Source organism: Marinomonas sp. TI.3.20, assembly GCF_038155025.1.
GTDB lineage: Bacteria > Pseudomonadota > Gammaproteobacteria > Pseudomonadales > Marinomonadaceae > Marinomonas > Marinomonas flavescens.
In genome coordinates this window covers 1-283 of the sequence record NZ_JBAKAS010000110.1, presented here as the reverse complement: position 1 = coordinate 283, position 283 = coordinate 1, and the positions used below count along the sequence as shown (strand labels likewise).

The following is a 283-nucleotide window of genomic DNA, read 5'->3' as shown; positions in this document are numbered from 1 at the left end:
CCCAGACTCCTACGGGAGGCAGCAGTGGGGAATATTGGACAATGGGCGCAAGCCTGATCCAGCCATGCCGCGTGTGTGAAGAAGGCCTTAGGGTTGTAAAGCACTTTCAGGGGTGAGGAAGGGTGATGACTTAATACGTTATCATTTTGACGTTAACCCCAGAAGAAGCACCGGCTAACTCTGTGCCAGCAGCCGCGGTAATACAGAGGGTGCAAGCGTTAATCGGAATTACTGGGCGTAAAGCGCGCGTAGGTGGTTTGTTAAGTCGGATGTGAAATCCCAG

General features: G+C 52.7%; 1 rRNA gene. It reads left to right on the top strand.

Going from position 1 to position 283, the window contains the following annotated elements:
* A 16S ribosomal RNA gene (locus tag V6259_RS19780) occupies positions 1-283 on the top strand; the annotation flags it as partial.